The sequence below is a fragment of the Salinimonas chungwhensis DSM 16280 genome (assembly GCF_000378185.1).
GTDB classification, from domain to species: Bacteria; Pseudomonadota; Gammaproteobacteria; order Enterobacterales; family Alteromonadaceae; genus Alteromonas; species Alteromonas chungwhensis.
The window spans coordinates 1-19,786 of record NZ_KB899387.1 but is presented as its reverse complement, the minus strand read 5'-3'; the positions used below and the strand labels follow the sequence as shown (position 1 = coordinate 19,786).

Below are 19,786 nucleotides of genomic sequence, written 5' to 3'. Positions count from 1 at the left end.
GCATTTTTGCCTTGCTTGACAGTGAAAAATGCTTGTCTGGAGGTTGAAAGACGTTGGTAACGGATCTATGCCGTGGATAAATGGATACAAAAACATTACGCAACTCGTCCTGTTCCCTTCGCAGGTATTAGCCTGATCAGGTTCAACGGATCCCGCTTCGCGGTCTCAGCTTGTTTTTACACAAGCACTCCGACAAGAATGAGTTTTCAGTATAAAGACGTTTGGCCGCTGACATCAACCGGAATTTTTGTGATTTCCACAACGGACCAGCGCACTGGGCCGTCAGATTATCGTCCATCTGTTATCAGACAGTTGTTTGAGGCGGAATAAAAAAACCACCGGTTGGCGGTGGTTTTTGTCTGTAAAAAAAGCTGCGCCGACTGTTTTTAAACGTTGGCCGCCATGCCTTGTTTGTAAAAAGCCAGCGCCCTGCTGTTGTCATTCTGACGTTCACTTATCTCGGCCAGCAACATTAAATCTGCAGGGCTTTCGCGCAGCTTCACCGCTTTCAGTAACGCCCGTTCTGCCAGTTGGTAGTCACCAGCATTAAACGCTACCTGCCCCAGGATTGAATAAAGCTCGGCATTTTTTTCGTCGCTTTTTATCCAGGCTTCCAGCAGACTGATGCTAGCCGCCGGGTTGGGCATTTTCAATTGACGGAATAAAGGCAGAAGTATCTCGTCAGGGCCTTTGCGTTGCCATTCTACCAGACACTCCTGGGCATCATGATGCATTCCCTGTTCAATCAGTTGCTGAACATAAGCTGCTCGAAACGCGGTATCGTGACGCTTTTTGCGAGGCAGTTCTTCCCAGTACTGTTTGAGCGCATTGGCACCTTGCTTACTCGCAATTTCTGCAAATTTTCCTTTGGCTGCCCGCTGAGCAAGGGGAACTGCATCATTTTTAAGTGTCTTACGCCATTGGGGAAGATGATTCTGAAGTTGTTGCCAGTGGCCCAGAGATGCCATCGATTCTGCTTTCATCTTAATAATTTGCGGATGTTCAGCGGCATTTTCGTCAGCTGTTTCAAGAACCTTCAAAGCCTGCGAGGGTTCCTGTCTGACTAGTAACAGACGAGCATGCATTAATATTGCCGCGGTACGCGAGTGGTCGTAATCGGCCGCGTGGCTAAGCAGTGTCTGACACCGATCCCATTCTCCCATTTCATGGGCCACCTGCGCAGCAATGAGAAAATTTACACCGTCAAAATCGCCATCAGAGGTGGCCTGAAACGCTTTTTTTGATTCCTCAAGCTCGCCTTCAGCATATGCCTGGATTGCCCGATAAAACTTTTTACGGCGCTTGTTGCGACTTAAACTGCCGAACCACTGCCATGACCCTGAAAGAAGATGTTTAATCGCTCTCAGGAAACGGACAATGACCCATAATACCAAAAGGCCGATTAATACACTGATGACAAGACTAACCACGGTCATTTCTATAACCAGTGAGCCCATGGAAATCAGCACATATCCCTTTTCACCAACAACCTGAGGCGCTACCAGCAATGCAGCCAGCACTACCACAATCAGCAAAATTGAGACTATCAGTTTTTTCATAGCGCACGCGCCCCCTGGCCAAATGCATCATCCACGCGCTTATCCAGTAAGCGGCGCAACGGTTCAGCGCTGTCCAGCGATTCCGGTAAGTTCTGACTGATGTCGGTCTCTACCAGATTTTGTAACGCTTCCAGATATTGTTGGACTGGTGCCGCGTCCATATCGTACTTTTTAACCAGGATATCCATAGCGTTTTGCAGTGATTGATCGTACAGCGTTTTATTACCGCCAATCGCGGCCGACTGCGCCTGCATCATTTGCAGCTTAAGTTGTTCGCGGTTCAGCCACTGTTCCTGTCTACTCATCACCGGCTCTACAGCCGTTTCGGTGCGGGTAACAGAAATAAAATCATCCACAATATTACGCCAGACGCGTTTAAGGTTTGCCTGCCAGTCGTCAACGGATTCGCTCAGATCTTCTTCATTCGAGCCGTCGGCAGGCTGCTCAAAGGTATCCAGTGGCAGCGTTTCTACCTGTGACAGCATGCCTGATATGGCCAGTGCCACAGAGGTCCGCGAGACAGGATTCAACTGGCGGAGCATCTGGATATCTTTAGCAATACGCTCTCTCACCGGCAAGACAGACGGGTCTGCAAGTTCAGATAAACGTTCATCCGCGTTTGATAGCAGCATGATGGCGGTTTTTATGTCTTTTTCCAGCCAGACCTTACGTCCAGCCATGCGCACCAGATAATCTGCCTCGGCCAGTAACCAGTCAGAAGGTCGCTTGCCTTCCATATTGTCCAGTTGCGCTAAAGCCTGTTGGTTCTGCTGCTGTAATGTTTGTGTTTTATCTTGCAGCTCGCTGATCGCCTGATTCAGCGATTGTCTGGCCTGACCCAGCTCAGCGAGTTGTTGCTGCAGTTCGCGATTTTGCTGATTCATAGCCTCTATGCGCTCGGACTGCTGCGTTTGAGCGTCGGTCAGCGCCTGATTGTTACTGTCGCGCTGCATGTAATACCAGTAACCGGCACCGGCCAGAGCCAGCGTCAGTAATAACGTCAGTATCAGTACAAACCATAACCCGCCGGTGGACGCTGGCTTTGTTGCCGGTTTTGCTGTGCGCTGCTTACTTGCGGATTTGTCGGTGCGGGATGGTGAGCTGGCTGCCGCGGTGGTTTTTCCTTTGGGTTCACTGGCCGGGGATGCGGGCGCTGAAGACGAAGATGATGTCGATGTCTGTTTCTTGTCTGCTGCATTGTCTTTTTTACGCTGAGAATTTGTCGAAGACGCTGAGTCTGACCCATTTTCTTTTTTATCGTTGTCCGCCATTCTTACTCCCAATTTTCCTTTATCCACCGGCACAATTGCTCGTCACTCGCCCCATTGGCGACACCGATGTTGATTATTTTGTACGTGCTTATCACATCTGCGACTCGCGGGCTCACGGTAAGCCAGGGCAAAGCCGTCAGTACTGCGCTGTCGTACAGGTCAAACAGTTGTCTGACCATCGCTTCGCTTGTGGCAATAATGCCTTTTACGTCATCCCATTGCCATTGGTTTGTTTGTGGTGGTGCTTTCATCTGCACACGTCTATAAACCGCAAAACTATCAACCAGCGCACCGTTGTCGGTGAGTGTCTGTTGTAAAGTGGTTCGACCACCTTCTCCCTTTATAATAGCGATTTGCTGATTTTTTGCATCCTTTAACGCCGGCATTTCCAGTAATCCCTCTGAGGTCGGGACTGCCGGGCTTTGGGCAGGCACATTTATGCGCGCCAGAGCGGTGGCCGTGGCTGCCCCTACTGCCAGTACCGTGGAGGTTGCCGGCAAATCCGCCGCCAACGGTGCCATTGCCTTTACGGCATACTGACTAGTAACAATCATAATTGTCGGCGGATGGCTGCGCATAGCCGTTTCCAGCCGGCCGATCTCATTAACTTCATAAACAATATCGACCAGGCCAAGACACGTCACGCGCACATCATGGCGGTGCCAGTATTGCTGACTTTTCTCGATCCCGGGGACAGGCCGGGTCAACAGATACATGGCTATTCGTAAAGGGCTTTGAGAATTTCACCAGCCCCCTGCGCCAGAAGCGCCTCAGCAACCTCGGTACCCAGTTCATCACCACGGTGAGCTTCGCCGGTGGCGGAGGCAAACAGCAACTCGGAACCGTCAGGTCTGCCAACCATGCCGGTAATGGTTAGTGATTTTCCATCCAGCGTTGCATAGCTGCCTATTGGAACCTGACAGCCGCCTTCAAGCCGGGTATTTATCGCGCGTTCGGCTCTTACCCGCAGTTGCGTGTGGGGATGGTTGAGGGCTTCCAATAGCTTTATTAACTGGGCATCGTCATTGCGACACTCAATGCCTACTGCTCCCTGACCTACCGCCGGCAGTGAGATGTCAGCAGGCAGTTGCTGAGTGATTCGCTCTTTCATCCCCAGTCTGATTAATCCCGCGGCTGCCAGAATAATGGCATCGTAGTCACCGCTATCGAGCTTTGCCAGGCGCGTATTTACATTTCCTCTTAAATCACGGATATGTAAATCAGGGCGGTATTTGCGGATCTGGCATTGTCGGCGCAAACTTGAGGTTCCTACCACGGCACCGTGGGGTAAATCATCCAGCTGAGCAAAATGGTTAGATACAAAAGCATCAAAGGGATTTTCACGTTCGCAGATAGCATGAAGACCAAACGCGTCAGGGAAGTCGACAGGGACATCTTTCATTGAGTGCACCGCAATATCGGCCCGACCTTCCAGCATGGCAATTTCAAGTTCTTTTATAAACAAGCCTTTGCCGCCGACTTTGGCTAGCGGTGTATCAAGAATTTTATCACCCTGAGTACTCATGGGTACCAGTTCGATCTGTAAATGAGGGTGGTGTTCCAGCAATTTTGCTTTAACGTATTCAGCCTGCCACAGCGCCAGTGCACTTTTACGGGTTGCGATTCGGATAGTTCGGGACTCAGCCGTCATGTTTACATCATCCTGTCGGTGTTATTAAAAAGGTTCGGCGCAGCCACCGAACACTCGTGATGTTTGTTACGCCAGACGTTCCTGTAACCATGCACTGACGTGCTCAACTTCTTCAAGACACACATTGTGCTGCATATTATAGGTGCGCCACTGAGGCTGATAGCCATTTTCTTTAAGCGTGTTAACTGCCATTTCTCCGAGCATTATAGGCACCACCGGATCCTGTTCACCATGAGCCACAAAAACAGGCACGTTACGATTAGCGTCGCTGGCCTGTTCTGTAATAAGACCCGGCTCACACATATAAGTTGAGAGGGCCAGGATGCCTGCTATAGGTTGTTCCATTCTCAGCCCAAGATGATAGGCAATAACACCGCCCTGAGAGAAGCCGGCCAGGACAATTTTATCCGGAGAAAACCCAGCTTCCACCTGCGCGTCGAACAGTTGTTTGATCTGCTGGGCACTCTCTTCTACGCCGGTTAAATCTGCCCGACTGTTGAAATCCAGTGATTTAATATCATACCAGGCAGGCATCTCCATATTGTTATTGATGGTCACAGGGCGAACCGGTGCATGGGGAAACAAAAACTTCACCGGCAAGGAGTTTGGCAGTTTTAGTTCAGGCACGATTGGCGTAAAGCCGTGACCTGAGTCGCCCAGACCGTGCATCCAAATCACACAGGCTTGCGGATTATCACCGGAATTTACTTCAACATGGGAAATTAGGGAATCTGACATAGTGAGTATTAACGCCTTATTACTGTCGATGCCTGCAAATGTCTGCAGACGGATAAAGGATAGCCATTACGGCATTTAGTGATTATGCTACCATTGCAGGTTAAAATGACCAGCATCCCACATTCTCAATAATACAGTTATGGCATCTCAATTAGGAAATTTGTTTATTCTTGCTGCGCCTTCCGGGGCAGGTAAGTCAAGTCTGATCAAAGCACTACTGGAAAAACACGAGCACGCCGCCGATTTTCCAATGCAGGTGTCGGTCTCTCATACCACGCGCAATCCGCGGCCCGGCGAACAGGATGGTGTCCATTATCATTTTGTCAGCCGCAATCAATTTGAAAAGCTCATTGAACAGGGCGTATTTTTTGAATGGGCAGAAGTGTTTGATAACTACTACGGGACTTCACGGGTAACTATCGAACAAACACTGCATCGTGGCATCGATGTATTTCTGGATATTGACTGGCAGGGGGCCCGTCAGGTCAAAAAGCTCTTACCTGATGCCTGTGGCATATTTATTTTGCCGCCCTCCACCAGTGTGTTAAAAGAGCGGCTTAATCGCCGCGGCCAGGACAGCGATGATGTGATTGCATCACGAATGCAGGAAGCTGTGTCTGAAATGTCTCACTATGATGAATTTGATTTCGTACTGGTTAATGATGATTTCTCGACTGCGTTAAGCGATCTCGAAGCCATTGTTCGGGCGCAGCGACAGCGCACATACAAACAGCAAATGCGGCATCTTGATCTGCTTAAAGATCTGCTGGGCGATCTAAAGAACTGATCATCGCTATTAAATGATGTAATATTGATCAAAAGGCTAGGACTTAGCACGGTTGTAAGCTATACTGCGCGGCCGTTTTCAATACTGCTCAATTCATTTTTTCGGAGAATTTCATGGCTCGCGTAACCGTAGAAGATGCGATAAATAAAGTAGGTAACCGCTTCGACCTGGTGCTGGTTGCAGCCCGTCGTGCCCGCCAGTTGGCAACTGAAGGTAAAGATGCCATGGTAGATGTGGCAAATGATAAGCCTACGGTAACTGCGCTTCGTGAAATCGAAGAAGGCCTGGTGACAGTTGAAACACTGGAACAAGATGCGATACGTGATCAGGAACAACAGGAACAAGCCGATTTTTCTTCTGTTGCGAACATTCTTTCCGATCAGTAAGTTATACATCACATAGTTCTTTAGTCAAAAACGCCAGTGATCGGTAAGATCTCTGGCGTTTTTGCATTGGCATTGCGGGTAATTCCTCGTATTCTGTTGATTCACTTTTTTTACCGGAAATCTTTTAAGCACTGTGTATTTGTTCGAGGGACTAAAACAAAAAATCGCTGATTATCTGCCACCTGAACGTGTTCAGCTGGTACAGGATGCGTTTGTACTTGCCCATGAGGCACATGACGGCCAAATGCGTTCCAGCGGTGATCCTTATATTACCCACCCTGTGGCAGTGGCGGGCATTCTTGCGGACATGCATTTAGACCATGAAACGCTGATGGCCGCGTTGTTACACGATGTTATTGAAGATACTCATTATAGTCAGAACGACTTGGCCACTGCCTTTGGCAATACAGTCGCTGAGCTGGTTGAAGGGGTGAGCAAACTCGATAAGATTGCGTTTAACAGTAAACAGGAAGCACAGGCAGAAAATTTCCGTAAGATGATGATGGCCATGGTGCAGGACATCCGGGTCATTCTGATCAAGCTGGCTGATAGGACGCACAATATGCGTACTCTGGGCGCGTTGCGTCCTGACAAACGCCGCCGGATTGCCCTGGAAACCCTGGAGATTTACGCCCCGATAGCCCATCGTCTGGGTATTCACGATGTAAAAAATGAGTTAGAGGATCTGGGCTTTCTGGCCATGTATCCGATGCGCCACAGGGCATTAAAGTCGGCGGTCAAGCAAGCCAGAGGCAATCGCAAAGAGATCATTGAAAACATTCGCCAGGAGCTGGATATCCGGCTGGATGAATACAAGATGAAGGCCATTGTCATCGGTCGTGAAAAGCATTTGTATTCTATTTATCGAAAGATGCGCAATAAAGAACTCATGTTCAATGAGGTCATGGATATTTATGCATTTCGTATCGTGGTGGACTCGGTCGATAATTGTTATCGCACGCTCGGTGCGATTCATAGCTTGTATAAACCCATCGAAACGCGCTTTAAAGATTATATTGCCATTCCCCGGACCAATGGATACCAGAGCTTACATACTTCATTAATAGGCCCTCACGGCATTCCTGTTGAAGTACAGATTCGTACGCATGCCATGGATCAGATGGCAGATAAAGGCGTTGCGGCCCACTGGATGTATAAAGAGCCTGGTGACAGCGACACTACAGCCCAGCTTAGGGCCCGTAAATGGATGCAAACACTGCTGGAGTTGCAGCAAAGCGCCAGCTCTTCATTTGAGTTCATTGAATCGGTAAAAACGGATCTTTTCCCTGACGAAATATACGTGTTTACCCCTGATGGCCGTATCATTGAATTACCTACCGGTGCCACGGCAGTAGATTTCGCCTATGCAGTCCACTCAGATATCGGTAATACCTGTGTAGGTGTGCGGGTAGAACGCCGTAATTATAGTTTGAGTAAGCCGCTGGAAAATGGTCAGACCGTTGAGATTATTACCTCGCCCAAAGCCAAACCTAATGCTAACTGGCTGAACTTTGTGGTCAGCGCCCGGGCGCGCACACGAATCCGGCAGTATCTGCGCAAACAGCATTCCCAGGAAGCGATAAACATGGGCAACCGACTGTTGCGCCACGCATTGGGTAATGCCAAGTTTGATGATATTCCACAAGAAGATATCGACAGGGTAGTGGCAGAAACCAAGCATCAGACATTTGATGATTTGTTGGTGGATATTGGCCTGGGTAATGAGCTAAGCGCCATTGTTGCCCGTCGTCTGTTAGGACAGGGCACGGAGCTGCCGGATAAAAAGGGCAACGTGGCTATTCGCGGTACTGAAGGACTGTTAGTGCATTACGCCCGATGCTGTCATCCCATTCCGGATGATGAGATTGTGGCGATATTAAGCCCCGGCCGGGGAATGACGATTCACCAGACCGGGTGTAATAATATTCGCAAGCTTACCCGTGAAGAGCCGCAACGCGTGTTGCCAATGCAATGGGATGATAAACCGCAGGGTGAATTTAAAGCGTCGTTGCGTATCGAGCTGTATAATCATCAAGGCACGCTGGCCACGTTGACTAACACTATCTCTGGTGCCGATTCCAATATAATCGGGCTACAAACAGAAGAAAAAGAAAGTAACATTTATTTTATCGATATCGAACTGACCACCCACAACCGGGTACATTTGGCGCGTATTATGAAGCGGATCCGCACCATGCCCGAAGTTCAGCGAGTGTCTCGCCATAGTCAGTTAAAGCACTAAATTCTTAATTAGGAAGCCAACATGTCTAAATCAATTATCCAGACCGACAATGCACCGCAGGCTATCGGTACTTATAGCCAGGCAGTGAAAGCCGGCACTACGGTTTATTTGTCCGGCCAGATTCCTCTTGTGCCTGAAACCATGGAAATGATCTCGGACGATTTTGAAGCACAGACCCGTCGCGTGTTTGACAATGTGAAAGCAGTTTGCGAGGCCGCCGGTGGCTCAATGAATGATGTTGTTAAACTGAACATTTACATGCTGGACCTGGCTCATTTTACCCAGGTAAACGAGATCATGAGTGGCTATTTCAATCAGCCCTATCCGGCGCGCGCAGCGATTGGTGTCAAGGCGTTACCTAAAGGTGCGCAAATAGAAATTGATGGCATCATGGAACTGCCTGAGTAAATCAGTTTGTTTACGGGTCTGCGGTTCCGTAATTTTGAATAAAAAAAGGCCAGCATCACGCTGGCCTTTTTGGATTTGGCTGCCGGTCACTAATTTATCGTTACCACAGCATGCTGTATCTTGTTGTCTTTGGTAAAGGCAGGTTGACCATCTCCTACGTAAACTTCCAGTTTGCCGGTATATGGCTGTTTTCTGCCCTCATTATCAATGTACGTCAATGCCTGTGCTGGTAATGTCAGGGCCACCGACTGACTGCCATTGGCGCTAACACTATCTTTGCTGAACCCTTTAAGTTCGACCTGGGGAACCTCTATCGGTGCATCCGGCATGCGCACATAAACCTGGGTAACCTGATTAGCATTGTATTTGCTGCGGTTATTCAGGGTCACGTTGAGTGACAGATCGTCACCGGCCTTGAGGGTTTCAGGTGCCGCTAGCTTACTGTAGGTGACATCAGAATAATCCAGCCCGTGGCCAAACGGATAAAGTACCTCACCGTCAAAATAGCGATAGGTACGGTTATCCATCGCATAGTCGTCAAAATCTGCAAAGCCGTCGAGGTTTCGATAAAATGTTACCGGCAATCTGCCTGATGGATTGTACTCACCATACAGCAGTTTTGTTAATGCAGTGCCGGTGGCTTCACCCGGATAAAACGCCTGTACAATGGCATCCAGATTTTCATCAGACCAGTTCAGCGCCATAGCGCTACCTGAAAAGTTAACCAGAACCATCGGCTTGCCAGTTTTCTTCAATGCTTTGAGCAGCGATTTTTGTTCATCAGGCAGGTCGATATCAGTTCTGTCTCCATAATTAAAACCGTCGAGCTTCACCGGCATCTCTTCACCTTCAATGCGCGGTGTGATGCCTGCGACCACTACCACGACATCAGCTTCACTGGCCTGTCTTACAGCCTCACGCTGAAAATCAGCGCTGGTATTGACCCAGCGCACAGAAAATTGCTGACGGGTAATGGCTGAGGTATTACTGACTGTGTTGTCGGCAAACGCCATCTTAATTTTAACCGGATAAGTCTCGCCTGCTTCCAGCGAAACCGAATCGCTGATGACATTACCATCAATGCTTATTTCAGCCGGGCTGTCAAATTGATACTCGCCGCTTTCCTTAGGTTTAATAACGCCTTCCCATATCACGCCGAAATTACCCAATACACTATTATCTACGGGTGAGCGGTCGAAATAGAAGTCCATGGTCTGGTCAATACGCGTCACCGATGGCGCATCTGCCCACTGCACCGGGAATGCCAGGTTGGTGTAATCGTCAACCACTTTTCTTTTAAGGGTAAAGTATTTACCTTTTAAGCCTTTAGCCAGCGTGCCGTTTTCAGATTTATGAAACAAAACCTGGCTATCAAGCAGTTCAGCATGACCATAAATATTGTCGATAATCGCGCTACCTGGCGAATAGGTGACCTTGCTTTTGCCCAGATGATTTTGTAAGCCGTCAAGTGGCGTTATCGGGTTGATAGGTATACCGTTGTAGTTGCCCAGCAAGACATCCTGATTATCGGCGTTAGGGCCAATGACGGCTACCTTCATAGAAGACGTCAGTGGCAAAATACCATTATTTTTCAGCAGTACCATAGATGCTGCCGACGCTTCTTCGGTTAGCTTAAGATGCTCTTTCGAACCCACGACATCTATAGGAATTGCGGCATAATCGATGTTATCACTGTTATCAAACATACCCAGTTTAAAGCGCGTCATAAACAACCGCTCGACGGCTTGATCAATTAACGCTTCATCGATAAGGCCTTTTTGAACCGCAAAACCCAGATTGGCAAAAGTACTGAGCGCACCTGTTCCGCAATTCAAGTCAGTACCACTTCTTACAGCCCAGGCAGCAGCAGCGGCAGGGGCTTCCACCACATCATGGGCATTGGGGTCATAAAAGTCTCTGATGGCGCCGCAATCAGACATAACGTGGCCATCAAACTTATATTCATCACGCAAAACTTTTTTCAGCAGCATATCACTGCCACATGCTGGCACTCCGTTAACCCGGTTGTAGGCGCACATCACGGCCTCAACATTAGCGTCCGTGACTGCTTTTTCGAAGGCGGGCAAATAGGTTTCATAAAGATCTTTGTCTGACACCACGTAATCGTCTGAGTGGCGACTGATTTCAGGCCCGTTATGAACAGCGAAATGCTTGGCGGTCGCTGCGGTTTTAAGATACTTAGGATTATCACCTTGCAGGCCATTGATAAATGACACGCCCAGTTCACCGGTCAGGTAAGGGTCTTCGCCGTATGTTTCCTGACCACGGCCCCAGCGCGGATCTCTGAAAATATTGATATTCGGCGACCAGAAAGTCAGCCCCGTATACCGATAGGTAATCCCGTGGTCTTGGTAGAAGTGATGTTTGGCACGGGCTTCATCGGAAATCGCTGTGGCAATTGTATGCAGCATTTCCTTGTCCCACATAGCTGCAAGACCGATAGCCTGCGGGAACACGGTGGCCTGACCAGCCCGGGCTACGCCGTGTAGTGCCTCATTCCAGTAGTCATAGGCGGGAACCCCAAGCCGTTCTATCGCCGGCGCATCGTTGTACATCTGGCTGATCTTTTCTTCCAGGGTCATGCGCGCAACCAGATCCTTAACTCTGGTTTTCATGTCGTTGGCTTCATCCTGGTAGGCAGGGTTTTGAGATGATTTGTCTTGCGTATTAGCATAAACAGAGGAAAAGCAGGCTAAGACTGTCAGGCCGCTGCCTACAGCCATCACTAATAGGGTCTTTTTCATAAAGATACCAACGAAGGAATATTATGCTTACCTTAAAACGGATGAAAAAAGGTACAAGAGGAACACAGCAAAACGTAAACAGGGTGTTAAAAATAGCAATAAAGAGATGCTTACGTGTAGCGGCGACTGACCTTTTTGTGACTCGCCATCAGCAAAAGGGTGGTTTACACTGCCGGGCATAAGAATAGTTAATCAGGACGACACAGATATCATGCAGTCTCTGGCCCATACACCCATTACCAACCTGAAAGGCGTTGGGGCAAAGGTGGCTGAGAAGCTGGCGAAGATCGGACTTCATACAATACAGGATGTTCTGTTTCATTTGCCTGCCCGGTATGAAGACCGAACGCAGGTCTACGCCATTGATCGCTGCCGCCCCTTTACGCATGTAAGTATTCAGGGTGAAGTAAAGAGTGCTGACATCCAGTATGGTAAAAAGCGCATGCTGGTTGTAAAGGTAAGTGATGGCAGCGGTACGATAACGTTGCGCTTCTTTCATTTTGGCGCGGTGCAGCGCACTATGCTCTCCCCGGGCAATCAGGTTCGGTGTTTTGGAGAGATTCGTACCGGCAAGTGGGGCCTTGAAATGATGCATCCGGAATTTTCTCTTATTGATGAAGAATCGCCGCCGGATGATCCAACCCTCACACCGGTTTATCCGACCACGGAAGGGGTCAAGCAGCTCACCCTCAGAAATCTGACCGAACAAGCTCTGGCTTTACTTGATAAAGGCGCCCTTGCTGATTTGCTGCCAGAGGGAATGTATGCCCAGCAGGTGTCGCTAAAAGAGGCGCTGCACCTGGTCCACAGACCGCCGCCGGATGCCGGGCTAATCTTGCTTGACGAAGGTAAGCATCCGTCCCAGCACCGCCTGATTCTGGAAGAATTGTTAGCACATCATCTTAGCGTGCTGAAAGTCCGCCAGGTGTCTGATCAGCAGCCGGGTATAGCTATTGCGGTAGAGCAGTCCCTTATTGATAAGCTACTGTCGGGTTTGCCATTTAGCCCCACGGGCGCGCAGCAGCGTGTCACCGAAGATATTCAGCGCGACATGCAGCGTGGGCGACCCATGATGCGCCTGGTACAGGGCGATGTGGGCTCAGGTAAAACCTTGGTTGCTGCTATGGCAGCACTTTCTGCTATCGGCGGTGGTTACCAGGTAGCGCTCATGGCCCCGACCGAATTATTAGCAGAACAGCACGCGAACAATTTTCGTGAGTGGTTATCGCCGTTGGGCATAGAGGTCGGCTGGCTGGCAGGTAAGTTAAAGGGTAAAGCCAGAGAACAGGTATTAACAAGACTGGCCTGTGGTGATATTCAGATGCTGGTGGGTACCCATGCCATTTTCCAGGAGGCTGTGATTTATCAGCAACTGGCGTTGGTGATTGTAGATGAACAGCATCGCTTTGGTGTGCATCAGCGCCTAGCGTTACGGGAAAAAGGAGAAGCCCAGGGGCGCTTTCCTCACCAGCTTATTATGACCGCTACACCTATTCCTCGAACGCTGGCGATGACAGCTTATGCAGATCTGGATACCTCTGTTATTGATGAATTGCCGCCGGGACGTACACCGGTGACCACCGTAGTGGTTCCCGATACCCGGCGTGAAGATGTGATTGGCCGGGTTTACGAAGCCTGCAAGCAGGGTAGGCAGGCCTACTGGGTGTGTACGTTAATTGACGAATCTGAGGTGTTGCAGTGTCAGGCCGCCGAAGATGCGGCAATAACACTGCGCACCGCCTTGCCAGATTTACAGGTGGGATTGGTTCATGGCCGATTGAAACCGGCAGAAAAAGCTCAGGTAATGGCAGATTTTAAAGAAGGTAAGCTGGACTTACTCGTGGCAACAACGGTTATCGAGGTTGGGGTGGATGTACCCAATGCCAGTATTATGATCATAGAGAACCCCGAACGGCTGGGCCTTGCTCAGTTGCATCAGCTACGCGGCAGGGTAGGGCGTGGTGCAGTGGAAAGTCAGTGTGTATTACTTTATCAAAGCCCGCTTTCCAAAACTGCCACCCAGCGACTGGGCGTACTACGTGAATCCAGCGATGGCTTTTATATTGCGCAGCGCGACCTGGAAATTCGCGGACCCGGCGAACTGATGGGGACCCGTCAAACTGGTATTGCAGAGCTACGCATTGCAGATTTGATTCGCGATGCAGCCCTTATTCCTCAGGTTCAGGATATCGCGGAGCGCCTATGGCGGGATTACCCGTCCCACGCGCAGGCTATTATTAACCGCTGGATTGGCGATAAGGAGCAGTACGGTCATGCGTGATTTACTTCCGGTCTGGGTTCCTGAGCATGCAACTGCAGAGGATCACGAACTGGCTGCGGCAGTGGCCGATAAATGGCAGTTCCCCCTTGTCAGCAACGAACCTGGTAATTTTATGCTAATGGTTGAGCATAACCTGCTACAACTGAAAGATAACACTATTGCGCAACAGCGCGGCGTTTCAGTAGACTTCCTGGCTGCAGATATACAGTATCGTCGTGCGCATGGCGGGGGCAAAAAAGAACCTATCGCTAAAGCGGTGGGTTTAAAAGGTGAGTTTCGACCTACAGTTATTGATGCAACCCCCGGTTTAGGTCGTGATGCATATGTATTGGCGACGCTGGGGTGTAAGGTATTTATGGTGGAGAGGTCGTCGGTAGTGGCCGCGTTGCTTGAGGACGGCCTGCGCCGTCTGGCTGATAGTAAACCTGAACAGGCTCAACTATTTACCTTGATTCATGGTAATAGTATTGAGGTTCTGGCAAGCTGGCAGCATGCCCCGGCTGATGTTGTTTATCTGGACCCGATGTTTCCGCATCGTAAGAAAGCGGCAGCTGTGAAAAAAGAAATGAAAGTGTTTCAGCATTTGCTGGGAAATGATCCGGATGCAGACGAATTACTGGCTCCGGCAAGAAAACTGGCAACAAGACGAGTTGTGGTAAAGCGGCCCAATAGTGCAGAGTATCTTGCCGGTGGGCGACCCTCCATGGCCATTACCAGCAAAAAACATCGATTTGATGTTTATATAAAATAATCAGGAGAAAAACATGTTGAATGTAGGTGGTTCTTTACCCGAAGTGTCGTTTGGTATTATCAAAGATGGTGAGCTCATCAATCCGCACACTAACGCACTTTTCAAAGACAAAAAAGTTGTATTATTTGCCGTGCCGGGTGCATTCACACCGACGTGCTCAGAAGCACATCTACCTGGTTATGTCGCCCTGGCTGATAAAATAAAAGCTAAGGGTGTAGATGAAATAATGTGTGTATCGGTTAATGATGCATTTGTTATGGATGCATGGAAGAAAGCGGCTAATGCCGAGGCAATTACTATGCTTGCTGATGGCAACGCCGTGTTTACTAAAAATATTGGGCTGGATATGGATACCGGCACCTTCGGTGGAACCCGCTCGCTGCGCTACTCGATGGTCGTAGAAGATGGCGAAGTCACCCAACTGAATGTAGAAGATCCTGGTCGTTTTGATGTTTCTGATGCACAAACGATGCTCGACAGCTTATAACGTGGTAAATTAAGTAAACCAAGCCTGAGAATGAAGCGTATACACTCAGGCTTTCGTTGTAATACGTTTTTAGCAGATGCAACAAATTTAATGTTTTATAGCTGGTACGCCCGCATCGCTTTGCTAAACTCAGTACGTTATAACGAAACTTTCCGAGGTGAAGGTCAGGCAGTACTTCACGTATTGTAAACCTATACCCAGCGCGCATTCGAGTCAGTCAGGACAGTCTGACGTTCTTCTACTTCGCTGGGCCATGGAGGGTTGTACTTATGGCAAATGGCCAAAAGTTCAATGTGTATCTGATTTCTACATCCTGCTACTCAGATGTTCAGCAGGATCCTAATGTTAATTTGTTCAAAGGCTTACTTGCTACGTGTGGCTATGACGTCATTGAGCTAGGTAGTACTGAGGCGTTGCCGGAAACCTCTAACCAGGATCTGGTTTTTTATGATGCCGCATCTAAGGAAAATAAACTTAGTGACTTTTATCAGCGCAATGGCCATGCGCGATGGGTGTTATTCAATCTACAACCTGGCGAGTTGGATGAGTGCGAGGCTATCATTGCCGGCGTGGAAGGGACGTTTTACGCGTCTGATTCCCCCGAGTTGCTGTTAAAAGGCGTACGGCGCCTGGGCAAAATGGATGTCTGGTTTAAGCGTGGCTCAATAAACGAGGCTTTGCGCAGAATGCGCCAGTATGCGCGTCGGCCTGCCATAACGAAGGCTCGCGCTAACAGGCAACCGGATACAGGGGTTCATCCCAAACTGACTAAGCGTGAGTTAACGATTATTGAGTTGGTTTCAAAAGGGTCACAGAATCAGGAAATAGCTGACCAGTTGCATATCAGTGTAAATACCGTAAAAACGCACATCTACAGTATTTTCAGAAAAACTCATTCACGCAACCGAATCGAGTTATTGTCCTGGTCGCAGAACTATATGAGCGAACAACTCTGACGGAGGCTAGCCCCTCCGTTTTTTCTGCCTGACAAAGTCGTTTTTTTCACCGCTATCCCTGCGTATAATCATCGCGTTTCTTATCAATGGGGTTACAGAGTGATAAAGCGGGATGTAATTGTCATAGGCGCGGGGGCTGCCGGCCTTTTTTGCGCAGCGCAGTCCGGCCAACGTGGCAGAACAACTGAAGTACTTGATCACGCGAAAAAAGTTGGCCGCAAGATACTGATGTCGGGTGGTGGCCGGTGTAACTTCACCAATATGTACGCCAGTCCCGAAAACTTTCTTTCTGAAAATCCCCATTTCTGTAAATCTGCCTTGAGTCGTTATACCCAATGGGACTTTATCGGGCTGGTTAACGAGTACAGTATTCCTCACCATGAAAAAACGCTTGGGCAATTGTTCTGTGACAACAGCGCATCGGACATTGTGGATATGCTGCTGACAGAATGCCGTAAAGCTGATGTCACCATCACAACCCGGTGTGACATTACATCAGTAAGCAAGAATGCCGACGGCTATATATTGCAGACCAGTAACGGCGAATACTTCTGTGAGTCTCTGGTCATTGCTACCGGTGGCTTGAGTATGCCCAAATTGGGTGCCACCCCGTTTGCCTATAAGATAGCAGAACAATTTGGCCTGAACGTATTACCTACCCGGGCCGGTCTTGTTCCATTTACATTACAACCCAACTTGAAGGCGCCTCTGGCCGAAATCTCTGGAATCTCGCAGAAGGTCCGGGCAAGCTGTCAAAATACCTCGTTTGTAGAGGATATGCTGATCACTCACCGCGGTATATCAGGGCCAGCGATATTACAAATTTCTTCCTACTGGGATGGGCAGGAAATTGAATTAGATTTGAGTGTTGAAGAAGATCTTCTCGAAAAGCTCAGGCTGGAGCGCGCGAACAAACCCAATGTTCAGCTTAAAAACTTTATTGCTACCTGCTTTGCCCGCCGTTTTGCCGAAACACTGATTAGCGTTCTGAATCTGCCGAATGTACCTCTAAAGCAACTCAATGATAAACAAGTTAATGACATAGCTGAGCAACTTCACCACTGGCGTATACAACCAGCTGGGACCGAAGGCTACCGCACTGCCGAAGTTACCCTGGGCGGCGTGGACACCAATGCGCTTTCATCTAAAACCATGGAAGCTCGAGGCATCGAAGGACTGTACTTTATTGGTGAAGCAGTGGATGTTACGGGCTGGCTGGGCGGCTATAACTTTCAATGGGCATGGAGCTCAGGCTGGGTAGCGGGACAGAATGCCTAAATAATAATGATTTTCATTTGCATGTTGGTCTTAAGTTGAATATGTTAGAACTTCAACACGGAGAACATGCTTATGCAATTAACGTATTTATGTCCCAAGCATATGGACTGGGTTTACAATAATCCCCGGGAAGCTCTGCTGTTTCTGCAGCGAGATGAGAATCAGGGAACCATGCTGTTTTCTCAACACGCATATGCCGAAGCAATTCCCTATCTGGGCTGTGCGTTTGATATTGCCGCTATATTACTGGAACTGGAAGATCAGAATTTAAGACCTTTACTAAATAGAATACAGGGACTGAGCTATTTACTGGTTTCGGCCTACCAGGCAGCTGGACGACAAGATTGCCAGGAAGCCATAGCCTTCAGGGCAATCAGCATAGTCAATGCTACTATGGCCGCTAAAGAGCTATCAGTCTTTGTAAAAAATTAGGGCTTTTAATAGCAATAAACTGATCTGATAGTCATCATCGTTTCGTTTTTAATTCAATTAAAATTTTGACTAAGCAGAGAAAATCAGCGCTAAGACTACGCAACTTTATAAAGTATGCACTAGGCTGATAGCAACTGATGGTTTTCAAATAGTAAATTGGCGGACCAGGACACCAGATGAAGTTATGGTGCATAACGCTGTTGGTTTTTGTGGTCAATGCTGCTACTGCAAAGGGAAGAGTTAGTGTTGAGCCTTCCGATGCTATTGCGCACCGAAAATTGCACATTCCAGCCGGCGTAAACACAACCGATGAAATTCATAGTTATATTGTAGGAGTTCTCACCAGAGCACTTGAGCTTACGGAAGATGAGTATGGTCCGGTGGTTCTTGATATGCAACGCGAAGCCACTGTCCAAACCAGGCAAATTCTGAACCTGGAAAAAGGTATGGCTGATATTATTTGGATGATCAGTGACAGTAATCGTGACGCACGGGTGCTTTCGGTTCCTATACCTATCATTGGCGGATTATATGGCGTTCGTGTGCTGATGGTAAGAAAGTCTGATACAAGGTTTTCGCAAACACGTACTTTGGCAACGCTTAAAAAGCTGTCTCTTACCCAGGGAATAGGCTGGCCAGATACCCAAATACTAAGAAGCAATGGTTTTAATGTCACCAGTAACCCATATCTCGCAGGATTCAGAGCAGTAAGTAAAAATTATGTGGATGCATATCCAAGGGCATTACATGAAGCAAATTTGGAACTCGACAATGATGTCACACAAGGGTTAATGCTAGACCCCCATCATTTATTATTTTACCCCAATCCAATGTTTTTTTACGTAGACAAAAAGAACATAGTTTTGGCAAAAAGAATTGAGTATGGCCTTGCTCTTATGATTGAGTCAGGCGAGCTTCAATCTTTACTAGAAAACACGACATTCTATGTGCGTGCGAAAAAGGCGCTAGCGGGAAGAAAAGTTTTTGAGCTTAACAATAAGCAATTAAGTGATAGTGCCGTACGAGCTTTCAATCGATACCTGGAAGAAAAGCCGTTATTAGAGTACGCAAGGAAAAGTCCCAGACTGAAGCAGTCTTCAACGTTCAATTAAATGATAATTACCAGTACTCAATATAGCTAATACTGTTAGATATACTCTGGATCTGAACTAAAAAACGTCAGATCGCACAGGAAATAAGCAAACAAACCCAATATGACACTTTTTTGAAATTAAGTGTTGACGGTGCGGCTCAGATCGCTAGAATGCGCACCACTTCGACGGGACAGGCCAACGGCCAGAACGGAACAAGGGTTTATCAGACCGGCTCAGGCCAGCGTGATAAACGGTTTTTACAACGCTTCGAAATTAACTTTCAAAAAAGTGTTGACAATAAAAACCAACGGCGTATAATGCGCCTCCCGCTTCGGGGTAAAGCCTGAAGCCAACGCGAAGTAAGATTGCTTTTAGCAAGTACTGAAAAGCGTGTCAGGCAACAATGTTGACTGACAAATTGCTCTTTAACAATTTATAACAAGACAATCTGTGTGGGCACTCGTTAAGAGTGTCAACCGACGATTCATAGATAGATTTTCGATTTTTAATTGAAGAGTTTGATCATGGCTCAGATTGAACGCTGGCGGCAGGCCTAACACATGCAAGTCGAGCGGTAGCATTTCTAGCTTGCTAGAAGATGACGAGCGGCGGACGGGTGAGTAATGCTTGGGAACTTGCCTTTGCGAGGGGGATAACCACTGGAAACGGTGGCTAATACCGCATAATGTCTACGGACCAA

Annotated in this window: 17 protein-coding genes, 1 rRNA gene and 1 riboswitch; of the genes, 12 read left to right on the top strand and 6 right to left on the bottom strand. The window is 48.3% G+C overall.

The genetic code is table 11. The features are described from left to right. Nucleotides 1-96: 96 nt before the first annotated feature. Nucleotides 97-202: riboswitch (TPP riboswitch) on the bottom strand. Nucleotides 203-386: 184 nt separating this feature from the next. The 5 genes from F458_RS0115065 to F458_RS0115045 form a co-directional block, all read right to left on the bottom strand. Beyond that, entirely contained in the window at nucleotides 387-1,559 is a 1,173-nt protein-coding gene (locus tag F458_RS0115065; protein ID WP_018984265.1) for a heme biosynthesis HemY N-terminal domain-containing protein, read from the bottom strand. Beyond that, nucleotides 1,556-2,830 (bottom strand): uroporphyrinogen-III C-methyltransferase, encoded by a 1,275-nt coding sequence (locus F458_RS0115060; protein ID WP_018984264.1) that lies wholly within the window; start codon nucleotides 2,828-2,830, stop codon nucleotides 1,556-1,558. The genes F458_RS0115065 and F458_RS0115060 overlap by 4 nt, the downstream gene beginning before the upstream one ends. Nucleotides 2,831-2,832: 2 nt before the next feature. After that, entirely contained in the window at nucleotides 2,833-3,546 is a 714-nt protein-coding gene (locus F458_RS0115055) for a uroporphyrinogen-III synthase (protein WP_018984263.1), read from the bottom strand. Between the two features lie 2 nt (nucleotides 3,547-3,548). Then, nucleotides 3,549-4,481, bottom strand: coding sequence for a hydroxymethylbilane synthase (gene hemC, locus F458_RS0115050; protein WP_018984262.1), 933 nt, complete (start codon nucleotides 4,479-4,481; stop codon nucleotides 3,549-3,551). 66 nt (nucleotides 4,482-4,547) lie between these two features. Continuing rightward, complete coding sequence (locus tag F458_RS0115045) at nucleotides 4,548-5,219, bottom strand: alpha/beta hydrolase (RefSeq protein WP_018984261.1); 672 nt, start codon at nucleotides 5,217-5,219, stop codon at nucleotides 4,548-4,550. Nucleotides 5,220-5,358: 139 nt separating this feature from the next. On the opposite strand from F458_RS0115045, the gene gmk reads away from it, so the two are divergent. The 4 genes from gmk to F458_RS0115025 all read left to right on the top strand — a co-directional run bounded on the left by gmk (nucleotide 5,359) and on the right by F458_RS0115025 (nucleotide 9,042). After that, complete coding sequence (gmk, locus tag F458_RS0115040) at nucleotides 5,359-6,006, top strand: guanylate kinase (protein ID WP_018984260.1); 648 nt, start codon at nucleotides 5,359-5,361, stop codon at nucleotides 6,004-6,006. A 113-nt stretch (nucleotides 6,007-6,119) separates the two neighbouring features. Next, entirely contained in the window at nucleotides 6,120-6,392 is a 273-nt protein-coding gene (rpoZ, locus tag F458_RS0115035; protein ID WP_018984259.1) for a DNA-directed RNA polymerase subunit omega, read from the top strand. Between the two features lie 133 nt (nucleotides 6,393-6,525). Further along, complete coding sequence (gene spoT / locus F458_RS0115030; protein ID WP_018984258.1) at nucleotides 6,526-8,634, top strand: bifunctional GTP diphosphokinase/guanosine-3',5'-bis pyrophosphate 3'-pyrophosphohydrolase; 2,109 nt, start codon at nucleotides 6,526-6,528, stop codon at nucleotides 8,632-8,634. Nucleotides 8,635-8,655: 21 nt separating this feature from the next. Beyond that, nucleotides 8,656-9,042 carry a RidA family protein gene (locus tag F458_RS0115025; protein ID WP_018984257.1) on the top strand — a complete coding sequence of 129 codons (387 nt, stop codon included), beginning with the start codon at nucleotides 8,656-8,658 and terminating at the stop codon, nucleotides 9,040-9,042. A gap of 89 nt (nucleotides 9,043-9,131) precedes the next feature. Here F458_RS0115025 and F458_RS0115020 read toward each other — a convergent pair whose 3' ends face one another. After that, nucleotides 9,132-11,807: a glycoside hydrolase family 3 C-terminal domain-containing protein gene (locus tag F458_RS0115020; protein WP_018984256.1), complete on the bottom strand. Its 2,676-nt coding sequence runs from the start codon at nucleotides 11,805-11,807 to the stop codon at nucleotides 9,132-9,134. Nucleotides 11,808-12,018: 211 nt separating this feature from the next. On the opposite strand from F458_RS0115020, the gene recG reads away from it, so the two are divergent. From recG to F458_RS0114975, 8 genes are all read left to right on the top strand, one after another. Then, nucleotides 12,019-14,088: an ATP-dependent DNA helicase RecG gene (gene recG / locus F458_RS0115015; protein ID WP_018984255.1), complete on the top strand. Its 2,070-nt coding sequence runs from the start codon at nucleotides 12,019-12,021 to the stop codon at nucleotides 14,086-14,088. Next, nucleotides 14,081-14,839: a class I SAM-dependent methyltransferase gene (locus F458_RS0115010; RefSeq protein ID WP_018984254.1), complete on the top strand. Its 759-nt coding sequence runs from the start codon at nucleotides 14,081-14,083 to the stop codon at nucleotides 14,837-14,839. Before recG ends, F458_RS0115010 begins: the two co-directional genes overlap by 8 nt. A gap of 13 nt (nucleotides 14,840-14,852) precedes the next feature. Next, a complete protein-coding gene (locus F458_RS0115005) occupies nucleotides 14,853-15,326 on the top strand; it encodes a peroxiredoxin (protein ID WP_018984253.1) in 474 nt (157 codons plus the stop codon). 269 nt (nucleotides 15,327-15,595) lie between these two features. After that, complete coding sequence (locus F458_RS21090) at nucleotides 15,596-16,282, top strand: helix-turn-helix transcriptional regulator (RefSeq protein WP_018984252.1); 687 nt, start codon at nucleotides 15,596-15,598, stop codon at nucleotides 16,280-16,282. Between the two features lie 99 nt (nucleotides 16,283-16,381). Beyond that, nucleotides 16,382-17,560: a BaiN/RdsA family NAD(P)/FAD-dependent oxidoreductase gene (locus F458_RS0114995; protein WP_018984251.1), complete on the top strand. Its 1,179-nt coding sequence runs from the start codon at nucleotides 16,382-16,384 to the stop codon at nucleotides 17,558-17,560. A gap of 72 nt (nucleotides 17,561-17,632) precedes the next feature. Then, on the top strand, nucleotides 17,633-17,992 hold the full coding sequence (locus F458_RS0114990; RefSeq protein WP_026294704.1) for a hypothetical protein: 360 nt from the start codon (nucleotides 17,633-17,635) through the stop codon (nucleotides 17,990-17,992). Between the two features lie 176 nt (nucleotides 17,993-18,168). Beyond that, a complete protein-coding gene (locus F458_RS0114985; RefSeq protein ID WP_018984249.1) occupies nucleotides 18,169-19,104 on the top strand; it encodes a type 2 periplasmic-binding domain-containing protein in 936 nt (311 codons plus the stop codon). Nucleotides 19,105-19,592: 488 nt separating this feature from the next. After that, a 16S ribosomal RNA gene (locus tag F458_RS0114975) occupies nucleotides 19,593-19,786 on the top strand; the annotation flags it as partial.